At 71.4% G+C, this 18413-nt stretch carries 17 protein-coding genes and 2 pseudogenes; 17 read left to right on the top strand and 2 right to left on the bottom strand.

All coding sequences use genetic code 11. The features are described 5' to 3' along the window. Window positions 1-68: 68 nt before the first annotated feature. Window positions 69-599 carry a GNAT family N-acetyltransferase gene (locus tag ACIF8T_RS30220; RefSeq protein ID WP_400039297.1) on the bottom strand — a complete coding sequence of 177 codons (531 nt, stop codon included), beginning with the start codon at window positions 597-599 and terminating at the stop codon, window positions 69-71. 99 nt (window positions 600-698) lie between these two features. Here ACIF8T_RS30220 and ACIF8T_RS30215 point away from each other — a divergent pair, with 99 nt between their 5' ends. The 5 genes and pseudogenes from ACIF8T_RS30215 to ACIF8T_RS30195 form a co-directional block, all read left to right on the top strand. Further along, a complete protein-coding gene (locus ACIF8T_RS30215) occupies window positions 699-1991 on the top strand; it encodes a geranylgeranyl reductase family protein (protein ID WP_400039295.1) in 1293 nt (430 codons plus the stop codon). An 86-nt stretch (window positions 1992-2077) separates the two neighbouring features. Next, a pseudogene (locus ACIF8T_RS30210) lies at window positions 2078-2437 on the top strand (NAD(P)-binding protein); the annotation flags it as partial. Between the two features lie 349 nt (window positions 2438-2786). Continuing rightward, entirely contained in the window at window positions 2787-3113 is a 327-nt protein-coding gene (locus ACIF8T_RS30205) for a hypothetical protein (protein ID WP_400039450.1), read from the top strand. Further along, a complete protein-coding gene (locus tag ACIF8T_RS30200; protein WP_400039442.1) occupies window positions 3056-3589 on the top strand; it encodes a hypothetical protein in 534 nt (177 codons plus the stop codon). The genes ACIF8T_RS30205 and ACIF8T_RS30200 overlap by 58 nt, the downstream gene beginning before the upstream one ends. 88 nt (window positions 3590-3677) lie before the next feature. Beyond that, window positions 3678-3722: pseudogene (locus ACIF8T_RS30195) on the top strand (hypothetical protein); the annotation flags it as partial. Between the two features lie 293 nt (window positions 3723-4015). On the opposite strand, the gene ACIF8T_RS30190 reads toward ACIF8T_RS30195, so the two are convergent. Then, complete coding sequence (locus ACIF8T_RS30190; protein WP_400039293.1) at window positions 4016-4837, bottom strand: C40 family peptidase; 822 nt, start codon at window positions 4835-4837, stop codon at window positions 4016-4018. A 756-nt stretch (window positions 4838-5593) separates the two neighbouring features. Here ACIF8T_RS30190 and ACIF8T_RS30185 point away from each other — a divergent pair. Genes ACIF8T_RS30185 through nuoL form a run of 12 tightly spaced genes read left to right on the top strand, consistent with a single transcriptional unit; the run spans window position 5594 to window position 18408 of the window. Further along, window positions 5594-5953: an NADH-quinone oxidoreductase subunit A gene (locus ACIF8T_RS30185; RefSeq protein ID WP_030494815.1), complete on the top strand. Its 360-nt coding sequence runs from the start codon at window positions 5594-5596 to the stop codon at window positions 5951-5953. A 13-nt stretch (window positions 5954-5966) separates the two neighbouring features. After that, window positions 5967-6521, top strand: coding sequence for an NADH-quinone oxidoreductase subunit B family protein (locus tag ACIF8T_RS30180; RefSeq protein ID WP_055635348.1), 555 nt, complete (start codon window positions 5967-5969; stop codon window positions 6519-6521). Beyond that, window positions 6518-7258 carry an NADH-quinone oxidoreductase subunit C gene (locus ACIF8T_RS30175; RefSeq protein WP_400039291.1) on the top strand — a complete coding sequence of 247 codons (741 nt, stop codon included), beginning with the start codon at window positions 6518-6520 and terminating at the stop codon, window positions 7256-7258. Before ACIF8T_RS30180 ends, ACIF8T_RS30175 begins: the two co-directional genes overlap by 4 nt. Next, window positions 7255-8586 (top strand): NADH-quinone oxidoreductase subunit D, encoded by a 1332-nt coding sequence (locus ACIF8T_RS30170; RefSeq protein ID WP_400039290.1) that lies wholly within the window; start codon window positions 7255-7257, stop codon window positions 8584-8586. The genes ACIF8T_RS30175 and ACIF8T_RS30170 overlap by 4 nt, the downstream gene beginning before the upstream one ends. 32 nt (window positions 8587-8618) lie before the next feature. Next, on the top strand, window positions 8619-9440 hold the full coding sequence (nuoE, locus tag ACIF8T_RS30165; RefSeq protein WP_400039441.1) for an NADH-quinone oxidoreductase subunit NuoE: 822 nt from the start codon (window positions 8619-8621) through the stop codon (window positions 9438-9440). After that, window positions 9437-10786, top strand: coding sequence for an NADH-quinone oxidoreductase subunit NuoF (nuoF, locus tag ACIF8T_RS30160; protein WP_400039288.1), 1350 nt, complete (start codon window positions 9437-9439; stop codon window positions 10784-10786). The genes nuoE and nuoF overlap by 4 nt, the downstream gene beginning before the upstream one ends. Beyond that, complete coding sequence (locus tag ACIF8T_RS30155; RefSeq protein ID WP_400039286.1) at window positions 10783-13287, top strand: NADH-quinone oxidoreductase subunit G; 2505 nt, start codon at window positions 10783-10785, stop codon at window positions 13285-13287. Before nuoF ends, ACIF8T_RS30155 begins: the two co-directional genes overlap by 4 nt. Beyond that, a complete protein-coding gene (nuoH, locus tag ACIF8T_RS30150) occupies window positions 13284-14660 on the top strand; it encodes an NADH-quinone oxidoreductase subunit NuoH (protein ID WP_400039284.1) in 1377 nt (458 codons plus the stop codon). Before ACIF8T_RS30155 ends, nuoH begins: the two co-directional genes overlap by 4 nt. Further along, on the top strand, window positions 14653-15294 hold the full coding sequence (gene nuoI, locus ACIF8T_RS30145) for an NADH-quinone oxidoreductase subunit NuoI (RefSeq protein WP_400039282.1): 642 nt from the start codon (window positions 14653-14655) through the stop codon (window positions 15292-15294). The genes nuoH and nuoI overlap by 8 nt, the downstream gene beginning before the upstream one ends. Continuing rightward, window positions 15291-16133: an NADH-quinone oxidoreductase subunit J gene (locus tag ACIF8T_RS30140; protein WP_400039280.1), complete on the top strand. Its 843-nt coding sequence runs from the start codon at window positions 15291-15293 to the stop codon at window positions 16131-16133. The genes nuoI and ACIF8T_RS30140 overlap by 4 nt, the downstream gene beginning before the upstream one ends. Next, entirely contained in the window at window positions 16130-16429 is a 300-nt protein-coding gene (nuoK, locus tag ACIF8T_RS30135; protein ID WP_400039278.1) for an NADH-quinone oxidoreductase subunit NuoK, read from the top strand. The genes ACIF8T_RS30140 and nuoK overlap by 4 nt, the downstream gene beginning before the upstream one ends. Before the next feature lie 14 nt (window positions 16430-16443). Next, a complete protein-coding gene (nuoL, locus tag ACIF8T_RS30130; RefSeq protein WP_400039277.1) occupies window positions 16444-18408 on the top strand; it encodes an NADH-quinone oxidoreductase subunit L in 1965 nt (654 codons plus the stop codon). Window positions 18409-18413: the final 5 nt, after the last annotated feature.

The raw sequence follows: 18413 nt of genomic DNA, 5'->3' as shown, positions 1-18413 counted from the left end.
AGCGCCGAGTGGCGTTCCGTGACAGTCGGTCACGTGCGGTCACGGAACCGCGCGGCCGCCCGGCCCGGTCATCCGGCCCCGGGGACGTCCGTCCGCAGGTCGAGCCGGTAGCAGTGGCCCGTCCGCCCGGCGGACGGCGTCGTGAACGTCTCGGCGAGGCGCATGCCCAGCCGCCGGGTGACCGCGATCGACCGGGTGTTGCGGGCGTCGACCATCGCGATCACGCCGGGCACCCCCGCCGCCCGCACCCGCTGGAGCGTCTCGCGGGCCGCCGCGGTGACGTACCCCCTGCCCCAGTGCTCCCGCCCCAGCCGCCAGCCGATCTCGATCTCCCCGGTCGGGCCCCACGGGTGCTCCCAGGGCTGCGCGCCGGTGAAGCCGATGACCCGGTCCGAGGCGTCGAGCAGGGTCCACAGGCAGAAGCCGCGTTCGGCGTCGTGCCGGCGCTGGCGGGCGGTGAGCTCCTCGTAGACCGACAGCTCGGCGGCCCGGCCGCCGTGGAACTCCATGACCTCCGGGTCGGCGAAGACCCGGTGCCAGGCGACCGCGTCCTCGTCGGTGGGAACACGCAGCCGTACAGCGGGGAGAGCTCGGTTCACGGGGGGCAGCCCTTCAGCCGGGTGATCGGTGACGCTGCATAGACTGCCCATGTCCTGTGCCGGTCGGCACGCAGATTTCGAACTGGGGGAGATCCCGCCGTGACCGTCGTGACCGAGCCCCTCTCCGAGAACACCGCCGATGTGATCGTCGTGGGCGCGGGGCCGGCCGGCTCCACCACCGCCTACCACCTGGCCAAGGCCGGACTCGACGTGCTGCTGCTGGAGAAGACCGTGTTCCCGCGGGAGAAGGTCTGCGGCGACGGCCTCACCCCGCGCGCCGTCAAGCAGCTCGTGGCCATGGGCATCGACATCTCCGAAGAGGCCGGCTGGCTGCGCAACAAGGGCCTGCGCATCATCGGCGGCGGCGTCCGCCTCCAGCTCGACTGGCCGGACCTCGCCTCCTTCCCCGACTACGGCCTGGTCCGCAAGCGCGACGACTTCGACGAGCAGCTCGCCCGCCAGGCCCAGAAGGCCGGCGCCCGCCTGTACGAGCACTGCAACGTCTCCGGCCCGGTCGTCGACGACCGCACCGGCCGCATCACCGGCGTGACCGCCAAGCTGGGCGAGGACAAGCGCGAGGTCACCTTCCACGCCCCGCTGGTGGTCGCCGCCGACGGCAACTCCACCCGCCTGTCCCTGGCGATGGGCCTGCACCGCCGCGAGGACCGCCCGATGGGCGTCGCGGTCCGCACCTACTTCACCTCCCCGCGCCACGAGGACGACTACCTGGAGTCCTGGCTGGAGCTGTGGGACCGCCGCGGCCCCCAGGACCGCCTGCTCCCCGGCTACGGCTGGATCTTCGGCATGGGCGACGGCACCTCCAACGTCGGCCTCGGCGTCCTGAACACCTCCGACTCCTTCAAGGAGCTGGACTGGCGCGAGGTCCTCAAGGCCTGGTGCGCGTCCATGCCGGAGGACTGGGGCTACACCCCGGACAACATGACGGGCCCGATCCGCGGCGCCGCCCTCCCCATGGCCTTCAACCGCCAGCCGCACTACACCAAGGGCCTGCTGCTCGTCGGCGACGCCGGCGGCCTGGTCAACCCGTTCAACGGCGAGGGCATCGCCTACGCCATGGAGTCCGGGCAGATCGCCGCCGACGTCATCGTCCAGGCCCACGCCCGCGCCACCCCGGCCCAGCGCGAGACCGCCCTCCAGCGCTACCCGCGCGTCCTGAAGGACACCTACGGCGGCTACTACACCCTGGGCCGCGCCTTCGTGAAGCTCATCGGCAACCCCAAGGTCATGCAGATCGCCGCCCAGCGCGGACTGACCCACCCGATGCTGATGAAGTTCACCCTGAAGCTGCTGGCCAACCTCACCGACCCGACCGGCGGCGACGCGATGGACCGCATCATCAACGGCCTGACCAAGGTGGCGCCGAAGGCATGACGTCCCCCGGGCGGCGGCTGTTGTGAGGGCGCCGCGGGCGGCCGGGAACCAGGCTTCCGGCCGCCGCCACCCCCGCCTGCCCTTTGGTGCCCACGGCAGCAGAACAGCACGCGCAGCAGTCCCCCGACCCGGCCGCCCGCCCCGCAGACGCTTCCTCGCGGCCGGCGGGGCGGCGGGGCGGTGGGGCGGCGGCCGGAGCCCTCGCCCTACGGCCCGGCACCGCGTCGGCCGCGCCCGCGGCGGGACGCCCGCCCGTCCCGGCGCCGTCGCCCGCCGGTCGGACGATCGCCGTCCTCGGCGGCGGCGTGGCGGGCCTCGGCGCGGCCCACGAACCCGCCGAACGCGGCTGCGCCGTCACCGTCCACGAGTACCACGACGCCCTCGGCGGCAAGGCCCGCTCCCTGGACGTCCCCGGCACGGGCGCGGGCGGCCGCCGGGACCTCCCCGGCGAGCACGGCTTCCGCTTCTTCCCCGGCTTCCACCGGAACCTGCCGGACACCCTGCGCCGCATCCCCTTCCCCGGCAACGCCGACGGCGTCCGCGGCAACCTCCGCCACACCACCGAGGCCCTGTTCGCGCGCGGCTCCGGCCGGCCCGACCCGCCCTTCCCGCTGCGCCGGATCACCACCCCACCCCGCCCGGCCCGGCCTCACCCCGTCCCGGCTGCGCGACCAGATCCTGTCCGTCCCGGACCTCGGCACCCGCCTGCCCGCCCACGAGGCCGCCCGCTTCGCCGACCGCGTCCTCGTCCACCTCACCGGCTGCGAGGCCCGCCGCGAGGGCCAGTGGGAGCAGGTGGCCTGGTGGGACTTCATCCGCGCCGGGGAGATGAGCGAGGAGTACCGCACCTTCCTCGGCGTCGGCCGGACCCGCGACCTCGTCGCCACCCGCGCCGAGGCCGCCTCCACGCGGACCGTCGGCCGCGTCATCGTCGAGGCGCTGCTGCTGCGGGGCCTGCTCGGCCGCGGCATGGACGGGCCGGACGCCGACGTCGACCGCGTCCTGAACGCGCCGACGAGCGAGGCCTGGATCGACCCCTGGGAGCGGCACCTGCGCACGCTCGGGTGGAGTTCGTCCTCGGTGCCCGGGTCCACGAGATCGAGTACGCGGGCGGCCGGGTGACCGGCGTACGCGTCGCGGCCCGCGACGGCGGCCGGGAGCGCGTCGTCACCGCCGGCCACTACGTCTGCGCGCTGCCCGTCGAGCACGCCCGCACGACCTGGGGCCCGGCCCTGCGCGCCGCCGACCCGCGGCTCGCCCGGTGCGACGCGCTCACGACGGACTGGATGACCGGTGTGATGTTCCACCTGCGCGCGCCCGTCCCCGTCGTGCACGGCCACGTCAACTGCCTGGACTCACCCTGGCCGGTGACGGCCGGGCGCGCGACTGCCGCTCCGCGATCATCTCGGAGCGGGACGAGCCCGGCATCCTGGACGGCAGGACGGCAGGACGGCAGGACGGCAGGACGGCACGGGAGCGCACCGAGGACGAGCTCGTCGCCGAGCTCCGGGCCCGGCTCGAGGACGGGCCGAACGACGCCGGGAGGACGATCCCGCGCGACGAGGACCGGCTCGGCCGGTTCACGGACCCGGCGGTGATGGGCCTGGGCGGCCCCGGTCCGCAGAACCGCGAACGGCTCCTCGTCCACCCCACGGGCACCCTGCACCACCGCCCGCCCGCACGGGGGTGCCCAACCTCCTCCTCGCGGGCGACCACGTGCGCACCGACGTCGACCTCGCGACCATGGAGGGCGCCAACGAGTCCGCCCGGCGCGCCGTCAACGCCCTGCTGGACGCGGACGGGTCGGGACGCCGAGCGCTGCCGCGTGCCGGAGCTGTACCGGCCGCCCGAGCCGGAGCCGCTCAAACGCGTCGACGAGCTGCGCTACCGGCTCGGCCTGCCCAACACCTTCGACCTGGGCTGAGCCGGTACCGCCCGAAGTGCCCGGCGCCCGGGGACGCGCCGGAAGGGCCGCTGCCCCCGAGCGGCTGCGGCCCTTCCCCGCGCGCGGCGGTGCGGTGTGCTCAGAGCACCCGCACCGCGCCGGTCGGCGGGTCGTAGGACAGCGGCTTCTCGGCGACGCCCGTGGAGGGGTTCTGCGCGCCGATGAACATGCCGTCGCCGACGTAGACCGCCACGTGGTACGCGCTGCCCGCGCTGCCCCAGTACAGGATGTCGCCCGGCTGCAGGTTGCTCAGCGACACCTGGGTGCCGGCCGTCGACTGGTCCTGAGAGACGCGCGGCAGGCTGATGCCCACCTGCTTGAAGGCGGCGCCCACCAGGCCCGAGCAGTCGTAGGCGGAGGGACCGGTGGCGCCCATGACGTAGGCCTTGCCCACCTGGGCCTTGAGGAACGACACCACGGCCGCGGCCGAACCCGTCGCCGCGGACGTGCTCGTGGAGGTCTCGACGCTCGCCGCCGTCGCCGCCGCCGTCTTGAGGGTCGGGCGCTCGGCGTCGCGCGCGGCGCGCTCGGCGGCGGCCTTGCGGGCGGCCTCCTCGGCCTTCCTCTTCTCCTCGGCGGCCTTCTTCTTGGCCTCGGCGAGGTCCGCCTTGGCCTCCTTGGCGGCCTCGGCGGCGGCCGCGTCACGCTCGGCCTGCAGCTCGTAGTTCGCGGCGGCCAGCTCCGTGGCGGTCGCGGACTCGGCGACCTGAGCGGCCAGGTCGGCCGTCAGGGTGGGCAGTTCCAGGGTCTGCGTCACCGGTTCGGCGGCGTTGGCCGCCCCCGACGCACCCGCCACTGCCAGGGTGCTGAGGACGCCACCGGCAACTCCGGCGCGCATCGCGATCTTCGACGCGCTGCGGCGGGGCTTCCGGTGGCTGCGTATGTGAGCGGTGTGGGACATGGGAACAACCGGTACCAGGGGCTCCTTCATATCTTCAAGAAACGTGTGCTGCGCCACAGTTGTTCAATCGGCACCCCGAATCCCGGGCGTGTCGTTCTTTATTGACGCCGTAACGGACAATTTGGACGTGGCGTAACCCCCCTGTGATCACGGACTTTCATCATTACGCCCGAATTGCCCCGCGCTTACCACTTGTTGGGGCAGTTGGCCAACCCCCCTTCTCGGGCGCCTCTCATCGATGTGGCGGAGGTCACGGAACGGCCGCCGCTGCCGCCGCGTCCCCGGCGCGGATCACGGCGGGGTCGCGGAGGGCGCGAAGATCGTGAAAGCGCGCACGCGTCCACATTCCGCCCCGGGGTCCGTCCGGGGTGTGAACGCGGCCCACTATCAAGAGATCCGTCTCAGCGCGAATTTGCATGCGCGGGAACTCTCTTGATAGTGAGGCGGCCCTTCCGACCTGCTGCGACGAGCCGAAATGTCACCTGTCGTGATCAGTCGGACGCTTCGCGTGTGAAGATCACCGCTCATACGACTTCATGATCCTTCGTCAGGTGGTGGAGATCACAAAGATCGTGGAATACCCCGTGTCGCAGATCACAGAGCGACAGGCATAAGATGCACGCGGTTGGGCTTGTGACCTGCTTCACATGTTCCCGATCTTCGCCGGGGCGTGCGGGGTTCGCGGGACTGATGGGGCGGCTGTGAGTCCAACGCCAACCGCCAGCAGTCAGTGCCGACTGAGAGGAGCGAGGAGCGGTGAACGCGTATGCGCCCATCCTCGTACTGGGAGCCCTCGGGGCAGGCTTTGCGATCTTCTCCGTGGTCATGGCCACGCTGATCGGTCCGAAGCGGTACAACCGCGCCAAGCTCGAGGCCTACGAGTGCGGTATCGAGCCGACCCCCACGCCGGCCGGCGGCGGGCGCTTCCCCATCAAGTACTACCTGACGGCGATGCTCTTCATCGTCTTCGACATCGAGATCGTCTTCCTCTACCCCTGGGCCGTCACCTTCGACGCCCTGGGGCTTTTCGGGCTCGTGGAGATGCTGCTCTTCGTGCTCACCGTCTTCGTCGCCTACGCGTACGTCTGGCGGCGCGGCGGCCTGGAATGGGACTGAGGGGCCTTTAGTCATGGGACTCGAAGAAAAGCTGCCGAGCGGCTTCCTGCTGACCACCGTCGAGCAGGCCGCGGGCTGGGTGCGCAAGGCGTCGGTCTTCCCCGCCACCTTCGGCCTCGCCTGCTGCGCCATCGAGATGATGACCACCGGCGCCGGCCGCTACGACCTGGCGCGCTTCGGCATGGAGGTCTTCCGCGGCTCGCCGCGCCAGGCGGACCTGATGATCGTGGCCGGCCGGGTGAGCCAGAAGATGGCGCCGGTGCTGCGGCAGGTCTACGACCAGATGCCGAACCCCAAGTGGGTGATCTCCATGGGGGTCTGCGCCTCCTCCGGCGGCATGTTCAACAACTACGCCATCGTCCAGGGCGTCGACCACATCGTGCCGGTCGACATCTACCTCCCCGGCTGCCCGCCGCGGCCCGAGATGCTGATGGACGCCATCCTCAAGCTCCACCACAAGATCCAGAACTCCAAGCTCGGCGTGAACGCCGAGGAGGCGGCCCGCGAGGCGGAGGAGGCGGCGCTCAAGGCCCTGCCCACCATCGAGATGAAGGGGCTGCTGCGGTGAGCGACGCGAACGGCAACGGGACCAACCCCGAGAAGGACCTCAGCGCGTCCAACCTCCCGGGCCAGCGCGGCCAGGGCGGCGAGGAGATCCGCGTCCAGCGCGGCATGTTCGGCGCGAACAACGGCGGCGACACCTCCGGCTACGGCGGCCTGGTCCGCTCGGTCCGGCTCCCGGGACCGGCGAGCCGCCCCTACGGCGGCTGGTTCGACGAGGTCGCCGACGAACTGGAAGGCGCGCTGGAGGAACAGGGCCTGCTGCCCGGGAACGCCATCGAGAAGACGGTCGTCGACCGCGGCGAGCTCACCTTCCACATCGAGCGCGAGCACCTGGTCCGCGTCGCCCGCACCCTGCGCGACGACCCGGCGCTGCGCTTCGAGCTGTGCACCGGCGTCAGCGGCGTCCACTACCCCGGCGACAAGGGCCGCGAGCTGCACGCCGTCTACCACCTGCGCTCGATCACCCACAACCGGCTGATCCGCCTGGAGGTCAGCTGCCCCGACGGCGACCCGCACATCCCGTCGCTGGTCTCCGTCTACCCGACCAACGACTGGCACGAGCGCGAGGCGTACGACTTCTTCGGCATCGTCTTCGACGGTCACCCGGCCCTGACGCGGATCATGATGCCGGACGACTGGCAGGGCCACCCGCAGCGCAAGGACTACCCCCTCGGCGGCATCCCCGTCGAGTACAAGGGCGCCCAGATCCCGGCTCCGGACCAGCGGAGGTCGTACTCATGAGCACGCAGTCCCCCTCGTCCGCCTCCGCCCGCGAGACCACCGAAGGCACCGTCTACACCGTCACCGGCGGCGACTGGGACGAGGTCGTCCAGTCCGCGGCCCGCGCCGACGACGAGCGCATCGTCGTCAACATGGGGCCGCAGCACCCGTCCACGCACGGCGTGCTCCGCCTGATCCTGGAGATCGAGGGCGAGACGGTCACCGAGGCCCGCTGCGGCATCGGCTACCTGCACACCGGCATCGAGAAGAACCTCGAGTACCGCACGTGGACGCAGGGCACCACGTTCGTGACGCGCATGGACTACCTGACGCCGTTCTTCAACGAGACGGCGTACTGCCTCGGCGTCGAGAAGCTCCTCGGCATCGAGGACGACATCCCGGACCGCGCCTCGATCATCCGCGTGCTCCTGATGGAGCTCAACCGGCTCTCCTCCCACCTGGTGTGCATCGCCACCGGCGGCATGGAGCTCGGCGCCACCACGATCATGATCTACGGCTTCCGTGATCGTGAACTCATTCTCGACATCTACGAGCTGATCACCGGCCTGCGGATGAACCACGCGTACATCCGCCCCGGCGGACTCGCCCAGGACCTGCCGCCCGGCGCGGTGGACCAGATCCGCGAGTTCGTGAAGAAGATGAAGAAGAACCTCCCGGAGTACGACAAGCTCGCCACCGGGAACCCCATCTTCAAGGCCCGTATGCAGGACATCGGCTACCTCGACCTGGCCGGCTGCATGGCCCTCGGCGCCACCGGCCCGATCCTGCGCTCCACGGGCCTGCCGCACGACCTGCGCAAGGCCCAGCCCTACTGCGGCTACGAGACCTACGACTTCGACGTCCCGACCGCCGACACCTGCGACGCCTACGGCCGCTTCCTCATCCGCCTGGAGGAGATGCGCCAGTCGCTGCGGATCGTCGAGCAGTGCCTGGACCGGCTCCAGCCCGGCCCGGTCATGGTCGCCGACAAGAAGATCGCCTGGCCCGCCCAGCTCGCCCTGGGACCGGACGGGCTCGGCAACTCCCTCGACCACATCAAGAAGATCATGGGCACCTCCATGGAGGCCCTGATCCACCACTTCAAGCTGGTCACCGAGGGCTTCCGCGTCCCGCCGGGACAGGCGTACGCGGCGGTCGAGTCGCCCAAGGGCGAACTCGGGGTGCACGTCGTGTCCGACGGCGGCACCCGCCCCTTCCGGGTCCACTTCCGCGACCCGTCCTTCACCAACCTGCAGGCCATGGCGGCGATGTGCGAAGGCGGCCAGGTCGCCGACGTCATCGTCGCCGTCGCGTCCATCGACCCCGTGATGGGAGGCGTCGACCGGTGACCACCTCTTCCGAGCGGGGCGTCAGCCTGGGCATGCCCGAACTGCCCGCCCCCGCCTACCCGGACGACGTCCGCGCCCGTCTGGAGACGGACGCGCGCGAGATCATCGCCCGCTACCCGGACTCCCGGTCCGCCCTGCTGCCGCTGCTGCACCTCGTGCAGTCCGAGGAGGGGCACGTCACGCGCACCGGGATGCGGTTCTGCGCGGACGTGCTCGGCCTGACCACGGCCGAGGTCACCGCCGTCGCCACCTTCTACACGATGTACCGGCGCAAGCCCTCCGGCGACTACCAGGTGGGCGTCTGCACCAACACGCTGTGCGCCGTCATGGGCGGCGACGCGATCTTCGAGGAGCTCCAGGAGCACCTGGGCGTCGGCAACGGCGAGACCACCGGCGACGGCAAGGTCACCCTGGAGCACATCGAGTGCAACGCGGCCTGCGACTACGCCCCGGTCGTGATGGTGAACTGGGAGTTCTTCGACAACCAGACCCCGGCGAGCGCCAAGCGCCTCGTCGACGACCTGCGCGCGGGACGGCCGGTGAGCCCCACGCGCGGCGCGCCGCTGTGCACCTTCAAGGAGACCGCCCGGATCCTGGCGGGCTTCCCCGACGCGCGCGACGGGGCCGTCGAGGCGGGGGGAAGCGCGGGACACGCCTCCCTGGTGGGCCTCAAGCTCGCCAAGGGGGAGACCGCCCCCGCGCGCGTGGTCCACCCGCGCGGCGCGGCACCCGAGGACGAGGCGCCGCACGACCCGTCCCCGACGGAACACCTGAGCTCGCACGACGCGCCGCGGGACACGTCGGCCTCCGACCCCGCCAACCCGGCCGGGCCCGTCGCGAAGGAGGGGGAGTGATGACCTTGGCAGCCGAACTCAAGGACATGAGCCCGGAGAAGCTGCTCGCACCGGTGCTGTCGGCCTTCTGGGACGAGGACAGGTCCTGGACGCTGGACGTGTACCGCAGGCACGACGGGTACGAGGGGCTCCGCAAGGCGCTGGCCATGTCACCGGACGACGTCATCGCGTACGTCAAGGACTCCGGTCTGCGCGGCCGCGGCGGCGCCGGGTTCCCCACGGGGATGAAGTGGCAGTTCATCCCCCAGGGAGACGGCAAGCCCCACTACCTCGTCGTCAACGCCGACGAGTCGGAGCCCGGGACGTGCAAGGACATCCCGCTCCTCTTCGCGAACCCGCACAGCCTCATCGAGGGCATCGTCATCGCGTGCTACGCCATCAGGTCGTCGCACGCCTTCGTCTACCTGCGGGGAGAGGTCGTCCCCGTGCTGCGGCGGCTGCACGAGGCCGTCCGCGAGGCCTACGCGGCCGGCTTCCTCGGCAAGGACATCCTGGGCAGCGGTCTCGACCTGGAACTCACCGTGCACGCGGGCGCGGGCGCGTACATCTGCGGCGAGGAGACCGCGCTGCTGGACTCCCTCGAAGGCCGCCGCGGCCAGCCGCGGCTGCGTCCCCCCTTCCCCGCCGTCGCGGGCCTCTACGCGTGCCCCACCGTGGTGAACAACGTCGAGTCGATCGCGTCGGTTCCCGCGATCATGCACCGGGGCAAGGAGTGGTTCCGGTCGATGGGGAGCGAGAAGTCCCCGGGCTTCACGCTCTACTCCCTGTCCGGCCACGTCGCCAGCCCCGGCCAGTACGAGGCACCGCTCGGGATCACCCTGCGCCAGCTCCTCGACATGAGCGGCGGGATGCGCCCCGGACACCGCCTCAAGTTCTGGACGCCGGGCGGCTCCTCGACCCCGATGTTCACCGACGAGCACCTCGACGTCCCCCTGGACTACGAAGGAGTGGGGGCCGCGGGTTCCATGCTCGGCACGAAAGCCCTCCAGTGCTTCGACGAGACGACCTGCGTCGTGCGTGCCGTCACCCGCTGGACCGAGTTCTACGCCCACGAGTCCTGCGGCAAGTGCACGCCCTGCCGCGAGGGCACGTACTGGCTGGTGCAGCTGCTGCGCGACATCGAGGCCGGCAAGGGCAAGGCCTTCGACCTCGACAAGCTCGCCGACATCGCCGACAACATCAACGGCAAGTCCTTCTGCGCCCTCGGCGACGGCGCCGCCTCGCCGATCTTCTCCTCGCTCAAGTACTTCCGCGAGGAGTACGAGCAGCACATCACGGGCCGGGGCTGCCCCTTCGACCCGGCCAAGTCGACGGCCTGGGCCGACCGCACGGAGGTGAACGCATGACCGTGACCACCAGCGCTCCCTCCGGCGGGGGAGAGGCGGCGGTTCCGCCGGAGGATCTCGTCACGCTGACGATCGACGGCATCGAGATCAGCGTGCCCAAGGGCACCCTGGTCATCCGGGCCGCCGAACAGCTCGGCATCGAGATCCCCCGGTTCTGCGACCACCCCCTCCTCGACCCGGCCGGCGCCTGCCGGCAGTGCATCGTCGAGGTCGAGGGCCAGCGCAAGCCCATGGCGTCGTGCACCATCACCTGCACCGACGGGATGGTGGTGAAGACCCACCTGACCTCGCCGGTCGCGGAGAAGGCCCAGAAGGGCGTGATGGAGCTCCTGCTCATCAACCACCCGCTGGACTGCCCGGTCTGCGACAAGGGCGGCGAGTGCCCGCTGCAGAACCAGGCGATGTCGCACGGCAACGCCGACTCCCGCTTCGAGGGCAAGAAGCGCACGTACGCCAAGCCCGTGCCGATCTCCACGCAGGTGCTGCTGGACCGGGAGCGGTGCGTGCTGTGCGCCCGCTGCACCCGGTTCTCCAACCAGGTCGCGGGCGACCCGATGATCGAGCTGGTGGAGCGGGGCGCGCTCCAGCAGGTCGGCACCGGCGAGGGCGACCCCTTCGAGTCGTACTTCTCCGGCAACACCATCCAGATCTGCCCCGTCGGCGCGCTGACCTCGGCGGCGTACCGGTTCCGCTCCCGGCCCTTCGACCTGGTCTCCTCGCCGTCCGTGTGCGAGCACTGCTCCGGCGGCTGCGCCACGCGCACCGACCACCGGCGCGGCAAGGTCATGCGGCGCCTCGCGGCCCTCGACCCCGAGGTCAACGAGGAGTGGATCTGCGACAAGGGACGGTTCGCGTTCCGGTATGCGCAGCAGCGCGACCGGCTGCAGACGCCCCTGGTGCGCAACGCCGAGGGCGAACTGGAGCCGGCCTCCTGGCCGGAGGCCCTGCAGATCGCCGCCCAGGGGCTGCTCGCCTCCCGGGGCCGCACCGGTGTCCTGACCGGCGGCCGCCTCACCGTCGAGGACGCCTACGCGTACAGCAAGTTCGCGCGCGTGGCGCTCGACACCAACGACATCGACTTCCGCGCGCGCGTGCACAGCGGCGAGGAGGCCGACTTCCTGGCCGCCCGGGTCGCGGGCCGGGGACGCGACCTCGACGGCACGGGCGTCACGTACGCCTCCCTGGAGAAGGCGCCCGCCGTCCTGCTGGTCGGGTTCGAGGCCGAGGAGGAGGCGCCCGGCGTCTTCCTGCGGCTGCGCAAGGCCTGGCGCCGGCACGGGCAGAGGGTGTTCGCCCTGGCCACGCACGCCACGCGCGGACTGGACAAGGCCGGTGGCACGCTGCTGCCGGCCGCGCCCGGCACCGAGACCGAGTGGCTGGACGCGCTCGCGAGCGGCGTCGGCCTGGCGGGCGACGGGGCGGCGGCCGCCGAGGCGCTGCGCACCGAGGGAGCGGTGATCGTCGTCGGCGAGCGGCTGGCCGGGGTGGCCGGCGGTCTCACCGCCGCCGTGCGGACCGCCTCCGCGACCGGTGCCCGGCTGGCGTGGATCCCGCGCCGGGCCGGGGAACGCGGAGCGATCGAGGCGGGCGCGCTGCCGTCGCTGCTGCCGGGCGGCCGTCCGGCGACCGACCCGCGGGCGCGGGACGAGGTCGCCGCCGTCTGGGGCGTCGCCGGCCTCCCGCACCGCTACGGCCGCGACACGAGCCAGATCGTCGAGGCCGCCGCGACCGGCGAACTCCAGGCGCTGCTGGTGGCGGGCGTGGAGATCGCCGACCTGCCCGACCCGGCACGCGCGCGTGCGGCGCTCGACGAGGTGGGCTTCCTGGTGGCGCTGGAGCTGCGGCCCAGCGAGATCACCGAGAAGGCCGACGTGGTCCTGCCGGTCGCGGCGGTCGCCGAGAAGGCCGGCACCTTCCTCAACTGGGAGGGCCGGGTCCGCTTCTTCGAGGCCGCGCTCAAGCCCGACCAGATGACCCGCCGGGTCGCGCCCACCGACGGGCGCGTGCTGCAGATGCTGGCGGACGCCATGGACGTCCACCTGGGCCTGCCGGATCTGCGCACCACGCGCGCGGAGCTGGACCGGCTCGGCGCCTGGGACGGCCCGCGGGCCACCGAACCCCTGGAGACGGCGGGCGCGCTGCCGCGGCCCGCCGCCGGGGAGGCCGTGCTCGCCGGGCACCGGCTGCTGCTCGACCAGGGCCTCCTCCAGGAGGGCGACGAGGCGCTCGCCGGCACCCGGCACGCGGCCCACGCGCGCCTGTCGGCCGCCACGGCCGCCGAGGCGGGCGTCGAGGAAGGCGACCTGCTCGCCGTGACCGGGCCCGCCGGAGTCGTCGCCCTTCCGCTCCAGGTCACCGAGATGCCCGACCGGGTGGTCTGGCTCCCGCTGAACTCCGCCGGCCGGGGCGTCGCCTCCGACGCCGGGGTGCTGCCCGGCTCCCTCGTCCGCATCGGCCCGGCGACGCCCGCCGGCGGCGCCCCCCAGGAGGTGGAGGCATGAGCCCGTACCTCGCCGCTGAAGACCTCTCGATGTTCGGCCGCGACCCCTGGTGGCTGGTCGTCGTCAAGGCGGTGTTCTGCTTCGCCTTCCTGATGGTGACCGTGCTGATCTCCATCGTCATGGAGCGCAAGGTCGTCGCCTGGATGCAGCTGCGCGTCGGCCCCAACCGGCACGGCCCCTGGGGCATGCTCCAGTCGCTCGCCGACGGCATCAAGCTGATGCTGAAGGAGGACATCGTCGTCAAGCGCGCGGACAAGGCGGTGTACGTCCTCGCGCCGATCGTCGCGGCCGTCCCGGCCTTCATGGCGATCGCGGTGATCCCCTTCGGCCCGGCCGGCAACGAGATCTCGATCTTCGGCCAGCGCACCACGATGCAGCTCACCGACCTGCCGATCGCGATGCTCTACATCCTCGCGGTCGCCTCGGTCGGCATCTACGGCATCGTGCTCGCGGGCTGGAGCTCCGGCTCGACCTATCCGCTGCTGGGCGGCCTGCGGTCCTGCGCGCAGATGATCTCGTACGAGATCGCCATGGGCGCCGCCTTCGCCTCGGTGTTCCTCTACTCGGGGTCGATGTCGACGTCGACGATCGTCGAGCAGCAGACGGACCGCTGGTACATCCTGCTGCTGCCGGTCTCCTTCATCCTCTACATCGTCACCATGGTCGGCGAGACCAACCGCGCCCCCTTCGACATGCCGGAGTCCGAGGGCGACCTGGTGGGCGGCTTCAACACCGAGTACTCGTCGATCAAGTTCGCGATGTTCATGCTCGCCGAGTACGTCAACATGGTCACCGTCTCGGCCGTCGCCACCACGCTGTTCCTGGGCGGCTGGCGGGCCCCGTGGCCGATCAGCACCTTCTGGGAGGGCGCGAACCACGGCTGGTGGCCGCTGCTCTGGTTCACCGTCAAGGTCCAGCTGCTGCTGTTCTTCTTCGTCTGGCTGCGCGGCACGCTCCCGCGGGTCCGCTACGACCAGCTGATGAAGCTCGGCTGGAAGGTCCTCATCCCGGTCTCGCTGGTGTGGCTGATGCTCGTCGCCTCCGTGCGCGCGCTGCGCAACGAGAACTACGACTTCGCCGACATCGCCCTCTACATCGGCGGCGGCGTCCTCGCCCTGCTGCTGCTCTCCTTCGTCGCCGACCTGTTCCGCGACAAGGCCAAGGAGGCCGAGCCGCCCGCCGGGAAGCCGGCCGCGTTCGACCCGATGGCGGGCGGGTTCCCCGTACCGCCGCTGCCCGGGCAGGAGGCGCCCGCGGTGCCGCGGCGCCGTCCGCGCCGCGAGCGCGAGCTGATTGTCAGTGGTGGGCCCGATACTCAGAGTGACGGACCTCTGGGCGGATCTACGGAGGGAAAGGAGGCGTCCGATGGCTGAGGAGCCCAAGGAGACCAAGCCCGGTTTCCAGAACCCGGTGGCCGGCTTCGGCGTGACGTTCAAGGCCATGTTCAAGAAGCGGCTCACCGAGCAGTACCCGGAGCAGCAGAAGACCACGGCTCCGCGCTTCCACGGACGGCACCAGCTCAACCGCCATCCGGACGGCCTGGAGAAGTGCGTCGGCTGCGAACTGTGCGCCTGGGCGTGCCCCGCCGACGCGATCTACGTGGAGGGCGCGGACAACACCGACGAGGAGCGCTACTCGCCGGGCGAGCGGTACGGCCGCGTCTACCAGATCAACTACGCCCGCTGCATCCTGTGCGGCCTGTGCATCGAGGCGTGCCCCACGCGCGCGCTGACGATGACCAACGAGTTCGAGCTGGCCGACTCCAGCCGCGCGAACCTCATCTACACCAAGGAGCAGCTGCTCGCCGGCCTGGACGAGGGCATGGTCGAGGCGCCGCACGCGATGTACCCGGGGACGGACGAACAGGACTACTACCGGGGTCTGGTGACCGAGGCCGCGCCCGGCACCACGCGGCAGACCGCCCACTCCGAGGGCCAGGTCGTCCAGGAGGCCGACTCGACGTCCGGCGGGACCGAACCGGCGTCGGAGGAGGTGATCGGCCGATGAGCGCCCAGCTCGCCGCCTACACCACCTCCACCGGAGAGGCCGTCCAGTTCTGGATCCTCGGCACGGTCGCCGTGGTCGGCGCCCTGTGCACCGTCTTCATGAAGAGGGCCGTGCACAGCGCGCTCTGCCTGGCCGGGACCATGATCGTCCTGGCGGTGTTCTACCTCGCCAACGGCGCCTACTTCCTGGGCGTCGTCCAGATCGTCGTCTACACCGGCGCGATCATGATGCTGTTCCTGTTCGTGGTGATGCTCGTCGGCGTCACCGCGGCGGACTCCCTGAAGGAGACCATCAAGGGCCAGCGCTGGCTGGCCCTGCTGTGCGGGCTGGGCTTCGGCGTCCTGCTGGTCGCGGGCATCGGCCACGCCTCCCTGCGGGAGTTCGACGGCGTCGGCCAGGCCAACGCGGGCGGCAACGTGGAGGGCATCGCGTCCCTCATCTTCACCCAGTACGTCTTCGCGTTCGAGATCACCGGCGCCCTGCTCATCACGGCCGCGGTCGGCGCCATGGTGCTCACCCACCGGGAGCGCACCGAGCGCGCCAGGACCCAGCGCGAGCTGGCCGAACAGCGCGTCCGGGAGGGCCGGCACCTCCCGCCGCTGCCCGCGCCCGGGGTGTACGCCCGGCACAACGCCGTGGACATCGCGGGCCTGCTGCCCGACGGCACCGCCTCCGACCTCACCGTCAGCAAGACGCTGCGCGAGCGCGGCCAGGTCCGTGACGTGTCGCAGGAGGCGCTCAACGACCTGCGGGCGCTGGAGCAGCGCGCCGAGGAGCGCCTGGAGCGCCGGGCCGTCGAACCGGCGACGTTCAAGCGGCCCGAGGAGGCGTCGAAGTGAGCCCCGTCAACTACCTCTATCTCGCGGCCCTGCTCTTCACGATCGGCGCCACCGGCGTGCTGATCCGGCGCAACGCGATCGTGGTCTTCATGTGCGTCGAGCTCATGCTCAACGCCTGCAACCTCGCGTTCGTCGCCTTCTCCCGGATGCACGGCAATCTCGACGGCCAGATCATCGCGTTCTTCACGATGGTCGTCGCCGCCGCGGAGGTCGTGGTCGGGCTCGCGATCATCGTGTCCCTGTTCCGTACCCGCCACTCGGCCTCGGTCGACGACGCCAGCCTGATGAAGCTGTGAGGGGTCGCTGAATCGTGGAGAACCTGATTGCGCTGCTGGTGGCGGCGCCTCTGCTCGGAGCGGTGGTCCTGCTGTGCGGCGGCCGCCGGCTGGACGCCGTCGGCCACTGGATCGGCACGCTGCTGGCGGGCGCGTCCTTCGTGCTCGGCCTGGTGCTCTTCACCGACCTGCTGGGCAGGGGGGCCGGAGAACGCACCGTCACGCAGCACCTGTTCAGCTGGATCCCGGTGGAGGGCTTCCAGGCCGACGTCGCCTTCCGGCTCGACCAGCTGTCGATGACGTTCGTGCTGCTGATCACGGGCGTCGGCTCGCTGATCCACCTGTACTCCGTCGGCTACATGGAGCACGACGAGCGCCGCCGCCGCTTCTTCGGCTACCTGAACCTGTTCCTCGCGGCGATGCTGATCCTCGTCCTCGCCGACAACTACCTGCTGCTGTACGTCGGATGGGAGGGCGTCGGTCTCGCCTCCTACCTGCTGATCGGCTTCTGGCAGCACAAGCCCAGCGCCGCCACGGCCGCGAAGAAGGCCTTCCTGGTCAACCGGGTCGGCGACATGGGCCTGTCGATCGCGATCATGATGATGTTCCTGTGGTTCGGCACCTTCGCCTTCGGGCCGGTGCTCGGCACCCTGGAGGAGCCCGGACTCGCCGGTGAGGCCGGCGAGGGCAAGCTCACCGCGATCGCCCTGATGCTGCTGCTCGCCGCCTGCGGCAAGTCCGCCCAGGTGCCGCTGCAGTCCTGGCTCGGGGACGCGATGGAGGGCCCGACCCCGGTCTCGGCCCTGATCCACGCGGCGACCATGGTGACGGCGGGCGTGTACCTGATCGTCCGCTCCGGCGCGATCTTCAACGGCGCCCCGGACGCGCAGCTGGTCGTCACGATCGTCGGTGCGGTCACGCTCCTGTTCGGTGCGATCGTCGGGTGCGCGAAGGACGACATCAAGAAGGCGCTGGCCGGTTCGACCATGTCGCAGATCGGCTACATGGTGCTGGCCGCGGGCCTCGGCCCCATCGGCTACGTCTTCGCGATCATGCACCTGGTGACGCACGGCTTCTTCAAGGCCGGGCTGTTCCTCGGCGCCGGTTCGGTCATGCACGGCATGAACGACGAGGTGGACATGCGGAGGTACGGCGGCCTGAGGAAGTACATGCCGGTCACCTTCGTCACCTTCGGCCTCGGCTACCTGGCGATCATCGGTTTCCCGGGCCTGTCCGGCTTCTTCTCCAAGGACAAGATCATCGAGTCGGCGTTCGCGAAGGGCGGCACCGAGGGCTGGATCCTCGGCGGCGTGGCCCTGCTCGGCGCGGCCGTCACCGCCTTCTACATGACGCGCGTGATGCTGATGACGTTCTTCGGCGAGGAGCGCTGGCGGCACGCGCCGACGCCGTCCCCGGCCGAGCCCGACGTGGAGCCCGCCGCCCAGACGCGCGGCGCGTACACGCCGCCGCACCCGCACGAGTCGCCGAAGATCATGACGGTGCCGATGATCGTGCTGGCCGTCGGGTCGGTGGCGGGCGGCGCCTTCTTCAGCCTCGGCGACCGCTTCCTGCACTGGCTGGAGCCGGTCACCGGCCACGACCACGGGCACGCCCCGATCGGCGCCCTGACGGTCACGCTGGCCACGGTCGCCGTGATGGTCCTCGGCGTCGCCCTCGCCTGGGCGCAGTACGGGCGCCGCCCGGTGCCGGCCGTCGCCCCGCGCGGGTCGCTGCTCACCCGGGCCGCCCGGCGCGACCTGCTCCAGGACGACTTCAACCACGTCGTCCTGGTGCGCGGCGGCGAGCACCTCACGCGGTCCCTGGTGTACGTCGACCACACCCTGGTGGACGGCGTCGTCAACGGCACGGCGGCCTCGGTCGGCGGCCTGTCCGGGCGGATGCGCAGGCTGCAGAACGGCTTCGCCCGCTCCTACGCGGTCTCGATGTTCGGCGGCGCGGCGGTCCTGGTCGCCGCGACCCTGCTGATGAGGGCGGTCTGATACCG

The organism is Streptomyces sp. NPDC085946 (assembly GCF_044540485.1).
In the GTDB taxonomy this organism is placed as follows: domain Bacteria; phylum Actinomycetota; class Actinomycetes; order Streptomycetales; family Streptomycetaceae; genus Streptomyces.
The sequence above is the reverse complement of the archived record's forward strand: the minus strand, read 5'-3'. Positions and strand labels throughout refer to the sequence as shown.